This window comes from Longimicrobium sp. (genome assembly GCF_036554565.1).
GTDB lineage: Bacteria > Gemmatimonadota > Gemmatimonadetes > Longimicrobiales > Longimicrobiaceae > Longimicrobium.
In genome coordinates, this window is the sequence record NZ_DATBNB010000668.1 from 1 (window position 1) to 5,250 (window position 5,250).

General features: G+C 72.0%; 4 protein-coding genes. All 4 read left to right on the top strand.

Annotation, left to right across the window (positions count from 1 at the left end):
- Nucleotides 1-1,092: chemotaxis protein CheA (locus VIB55_RS18510; RefSeq protein ID WP_331878153.1), on the top strand; the 1,092-nt coding region annotated here is incomplete at its 5' end.
- A gap of 41 nt (nt 1,093-1,133) precedes the next feature.
- On the top strand, nt 1,134-1,754 hold the full coding sequence (locus VIB55_RS18515) for a chemotaxis protein CheC (RefSeq protein WP_331023843.1): 621 nt from the start codon (nt 1,134-1,136) through the stop codon (nt 1,752-1,754).
- A 1-nt stretch (nt 1,755) separates the two neighbouring features.
- A complete protein-coding gene (locus VIB55_RS18520; protein WP_331878154.1) occupies nt 1,756-4,497 on the top strand; it encodes a tetratricopeptide repeat protein in 2,742 nt (913 codons plus the stop codon).
- A 3-nt stretch (nt 4,498-4,500) separates the two neighbouring features.
- A partial coding sequence (locus VIB55_RS18525) for a DUF4388 domain-containing protein (RefSeq protein ID WP_331878155.1) occupies nt 4,501-5,250 on the top strand: 750 nt, incomplete at its 3' end.

The following is a 5,250-nucleotide window of genomic DNA, read 5'->3' on the forward strand; positions in this document are numbered from 1 at the left end:
GTCCGCGACCGCATGCGGCGGCTGGCGGGCCAGGCCGAACCGGAGCTGGCGGAGACCATCGACCAGGCCGGGCGTCTGATCGGTGAGCTGCAGGACGAGATCATGCGGGCGCGCATGGCGCCGGTGACGCAGGTGTTCGACCGCTTTCCCCGGCTGGTGCGCGACGCAGCCCGGTCGCTGGGCAAGAAGGTGGACTTCGTCATCGAGGGCAAGGAGATCGAGCTCGACCGCTCCATGCTCGACGAGATCGGCGACCCCGTGGTGCACCTGCTGCGCAACTCGCTGGACCACGGCATCGAATCGCCCGCCCAGCGGCGCGCGGCGGCCAAGCCGGAGACGGGCACCCTGCGCCTTTCCGCCGCCCGCGAGCGCAGCCGCATCGTCATTCGCGTGGAAGACGACGGGCGCGGCGTCGTGCGCGAGCGGGTGCTGGCTAAGGCCATGGCCAACGGCATGGTGACGCCCGACGAGGCGCGCGGGATGACGGACGAGGAAGTGTATCGTCTTCTCACGCGCCCCGGCTTCTCGACGGCGGAGACGGTGACGGACGTGTCGGGGCGAGGCGTGGGGCTGGACGTGGTGGCGACGCGCGTCCGCGCCCTGGGCGGCATGCTGGAGATCGAAAGCGAGCCGGGGCGCGGCACGGCGATGACGCTTCAGCTTCCCGCCACGCTGGCCATCGTGCGCGCGCTCCTGGTCCGCCAGTCCGGCGAAACCTACGCCCTGCCGCTGACGCACGTGGGCGAGACGGTGCACCTGCTGCCGGAGGAGGTGGGCGCGGTGAACGGCCGGACGGTCGCCTTCCTGCGCGACGAGGTGATTCCCCTCCACTCGCTGCGGCGGCTGCTGAGCACCAACGGCGCGGGACCGGACGCGGGCAAGCGCCCGGCGGTGGTCCTGGAAGTGGGCGAGCAGCGGGTGGGGCTGGAGGTAGACCAGCTGCTGGGCCAGCAGGAAATCGTGGTCAAGGCGTTCGACGCCACGGCCGACACGCTGAAGCTGTTTTCGGGCGCGACGATCCTTTCCGACGGGCGCCCGGCGCTGATCCTGGACGCCGGCTCGCTGCTGGGCGCCGCGGCGCTCTCGGCGTAGCGCGCCGAACTTTCCTCCGACGACGAAACGGACAGGGTCCGATGACGCTCGACCTGCGGGAACTGGGAGCCGTTCAGCTAGACGGCCTGCGCGAAGTGTCGAACATGGGCGCGGGACACGCGGCCACGGCGCTTTCGCAGATGACGAACACGCGCATCATGATCAACGTCCCCCGCCTGACGGTGGTGCCGTTGGAAGAGGTGCCCGACGTCATCGGCAACCCCGACGAGGTGGTGGCCGCCGTGCTGATGCACATGCTGGGCGACCTGACGGGGCGCACGCTGCTGATCTTTCCCCGCAACGCCGCCATGCGCCTGGCCGAAATGCTGCTGCGCCGGCCCGAGGGGAGCGCGCACGTCTTCGGCGAGCTGGAGCAGAGCGCCATCAAGGAGGCCGGCAACATCCTGTCGGCGGCGTACATGAACGCCATCTCCGACTTCATGGGGCTGATGCTGCTGCCCAGCGTGCCCTCGCTGGTCATCGACCTGTGCGGCGCGGTGATGACCACGGCGTACACCAACTTCGGGCACGAGCGCGATGTGGTGTTCTGCATTCAGACCGAGTTCGCCATGAACGGCGAAGACCGGGTGAACGGCCAGTTCCTGCTGCTGCCCGACGTGGAGTCGCTGCAGAAGATCCTCGAAAGCATCCGGCTTGCCTGACGTGACGGATACCACCGCACCCGAAGCGGCGGCCCGCCCGCCCCACTCGGAGCGGGACCTCCGCATCCTGCGCGGCTTCGCGCAGCGCATCGACGCGGCCGATGCCGGCGCGCACAACAACCTCGGCGTCCTGTACTTCAACAAGGGGATGTACGAGGAGGCGATCGGCCAGTTCCAGCGCGCGCTGGCCATCGACCCCAAGATGCAGGTGGCCCAGCGCAACCTGGAGATCGCCTACTTCAACACCGGCTACTACGACCGGCTGATCAGCGAGCTTCGCGAGCGTCTGCGCGAAGACCCCACCGACGCCGACGCCCGGCGCCGCCTGGCCCAGGCCTACCTGCACACCGGCGACAGCGCGGGCTCCGTCGCCGAGCTCAAGCGCGTCCTCGCTCAGCACCCCGACGACCTGGCCACCCTCATCGCCCTGGGGCAGGCCGAAAAGGCCGGCGGGCACTTCGAGGCGGCCATGGAGTGGTTCCAGCACGCCGTTCGCCGCGACCCCGGCAGCGCCGTCCTGCACTTCTCCCTTGGCGAGCTGTACTACAACCGCGGCCTGAACGAAGAGGCGCTGCGGGCGCTCACCCGCGCCATCGAGCTGAACCCCGACCTGGCCGACGCCCACTACGTCCTGGCCTTCGTGCACGGCGACATGGGCGACATGGAGCGCGCCTCCGCCAGCTCGCGCCGCGCCACGCAGCTCAACCCCAACTACGCCAAGGCGCAGACCAACCTGTCGCTGGACCGCTACTCGTCGGCCCGGTACCAGGAGATGGTGGGCGGACGGGTGCGCCGCCCCGAGGTGGCGGCCGACGGGGTGCTGGCGCACTACAACCTGGGCATCGCCTTCCGGCAGAAGGCGCTGTACGAAGAGGCGCTGCGCGAGTTCACCCGCGCGCTGGAGTCGGGCGAGGAGCCTTCGCTCACCCGCCAGGCCATGGCCGAGGTCTACCTGCTCCAGGGCAAGGCGGGGCAGGCGCTGGACCTGTACGACCGGCTGCTGGCCGAGGACGAGCGCAGCCCCAAGCTGTGGAACGAGCGCGGCGCCTGCCTTCACCAGCAGGGCGACGTGGGCGGGGCCGAGATCAGCTACAAGCGCGCGCTGGAGGCGGACCCCGGCTACGCGCTGGCGTGGAACAACCTGGGCGTGGTCCGCCTCCATCGGTCCGACCCCGACGGCGCCGACGCGGCCTTCACCGAGGCGGTACGGCTGCGCCCGGAGTTCGTGGACGCCTGGTGCAACCGCGGGCTGATGTACCTGCGCCGCGGCCGCCACTCGCCCGCGCTGGATGCCTACCGCGCCGCCTTGCGCGCCAACGCCGAGGCGGCGGCCGCGTGGAACGGCGTGGGCGCCGTGCTGATGGAAACGCGGCGCTACGAGGAGGCTCGCAACGCCTTCGTCCGGGCGGTGGAGGGCGACCCCAACCACGCCGAGGCGCGCTACAACCTGTCGTTCGTCCTCAGCAACCTGGGCGACTTCGAGGGCGCGCTGCGCGAAACCAAGCGCGCGCTGGAGCTGAACCCGTACTACACCACCCCCCGCTACAAGCTGGCGATTGACCTGCAGTTCGAGTACGCCGAGGTGCTGGCCCCCGAGCTGGACGCGGCCGAGCGCATCAGCGGCGAAGAGCGCGGCGTAGAGGCGTTCACCTTCGAGGAGGGCGCCCTCGACAGCATCTTCGCCGAGCTGCAGCCCGTCGCCGCCCCCGCGGCCCCGGCCCCCGCCGCCGACGCGTTCGCCCTGGCCGAGGACTACCTTTCCAAGGGGCTGCTGGACCGCGCCCTGGCCGAGATCCGCCGCGCGGCCGTGGGCGGCGCCAACCCCGTGCAGGCCGCACTGCTGACCGCGCGCATCTTTTTGCGCCAGGGGCTGGACGGCGAGGCGCTGGAGCGCTTCGACGCCGCGCTCGCCCGGCTGGAGGGGCAGGCGTGGACGCCGGAGCACGCCCGCGTCCTGGGCGGGCGCGCCCGCGCGCTCCTGCGCCTGGGGCGGCTGGCGGACGCACGGGAGGCGGCGGAGACCGTGCTGGAGCACGTGGAGGACGACGGCGACACGCTGCAGGTGCTGGGCGAGGTGCTGCTGCTGCAGGGCGAGGCCGCCGAGGCCGTGCGCGTCTTTTCCCGCGCCTGCGAGCTCGCCCCCCGCGATCCTTCCCTCCTCCGCCACCTGGGCCGCGCCGCGCTCGCGGCGGGCCGGGCGGAGGATGCGGAGCGGGCGCTGCGGCGGGCGGTGGCGCTGGACCCCGACTTCGTGGCCGCGCACGTGGAGCTGGGGCGCCTGCTCCTTTCCGCCGGCCGCGTGGAAGAGGCGGTGGCGGAGTGCCGCGCCGCGCTCGACGTGCTCCCCACGTACAGCGAGGCCGCGCTCCTTCTCGCGGCCGCGCTGCGCCGCGCCGGGCGACCGGGCGAGGCGGTGGGCACGCTGATCGACCTGCTGGCCGGCGATCCCTATCACCTGGAGGGGCTGGTGCTCCTGGGCCAGGCCCTGGCCGACGAGGGGCGGCGCGACGACGCGCGGCGGGCCTTCGGGCGGGTGCTCAAGTTCGACGCCGGGCGGGTGGATGCGCACTTTCACCTGGGCGTGGTGGCCGCGGCCGACCGGCACTTCCGCGAGGCCATCGAGCACTGGCGCCGCGTGGTGGACGAAGACCCGCGCGGGCCGTACGCCGAGGCGGCGCGCGACAACATCGCCACGGCGCTGGACGTCGCCCGCGTGTTCCGCACCGAGACGGCGGGGGTGTAGCGCATGGCCATCGAAGGGCCGCTCCGCGAGCTGGCGCTGACCGACGTCTTTCAGCTGCTGGACCTGTCGCGCAAGACGGGCACGCTCACCATCACTCCCGAGGACGGGCGCAGCCGCCCCGCGCTGGTGCGCTTCGACCGCGGCGCCGTCATCGCGGCCGAGCTGGGGCACGCGCACGAGCGGCTGGGCCACCTGCTGCGCCGCGCGGGCAAGGTGACCGAGGCGCAGATCGAGGCCGCCCACCTGGCGCAGAAGTACGCGCCGGGACGGGGCCTGGGCGCCATTCTGGTGGAGCAGGGCGTGGTGACGGCCGACGAGGTGCGCCGCCAGCTGAAGTTCCAGATCCAGGAGATCGTCTTCGAGCTGATCCAGTGGAAGGACGGCTACTTCCGCTTCGAGGAAGGCACCGTCAACGCCAACGGCAACGTGCCGGTGCGGGTGAGCACCGAGTCGCTGCTGATGGAGGCGGCGCGGCGGGTGGACGAGTGGTCCACGCTGGAAACCAAGATCCCGCACATGGGGGTGATCCCCGTGTTCGTGATGGACTCGCCCGACGGGCCCACGCTGGACCTGCACCCCAAGGAGTGGGAGGTGCTGGCGGAGATCGACGGCGAGCGCACGCTCAAGGAGATCGCGCAGACGCTGGGCCGCGCGGACTTCGACGTCGCCAAGATCGCCTACGGGCTGGTGGCCACCGGCGTGGCGGACATCCGCGAGGAGCCGGCGGAGCGCGTGCTCACTCCCACGGCCGGG

What these genes read in the sequence shown, in the direction of transcription:
- VIB55_RS18515 (WP_331023843.1), top strand. Translation starts at nt 1,134, where the DNA reads ATGACGCTCGACCTGCGGGAACTGGGAGCCGTTCAGCTAGACGGCCTG.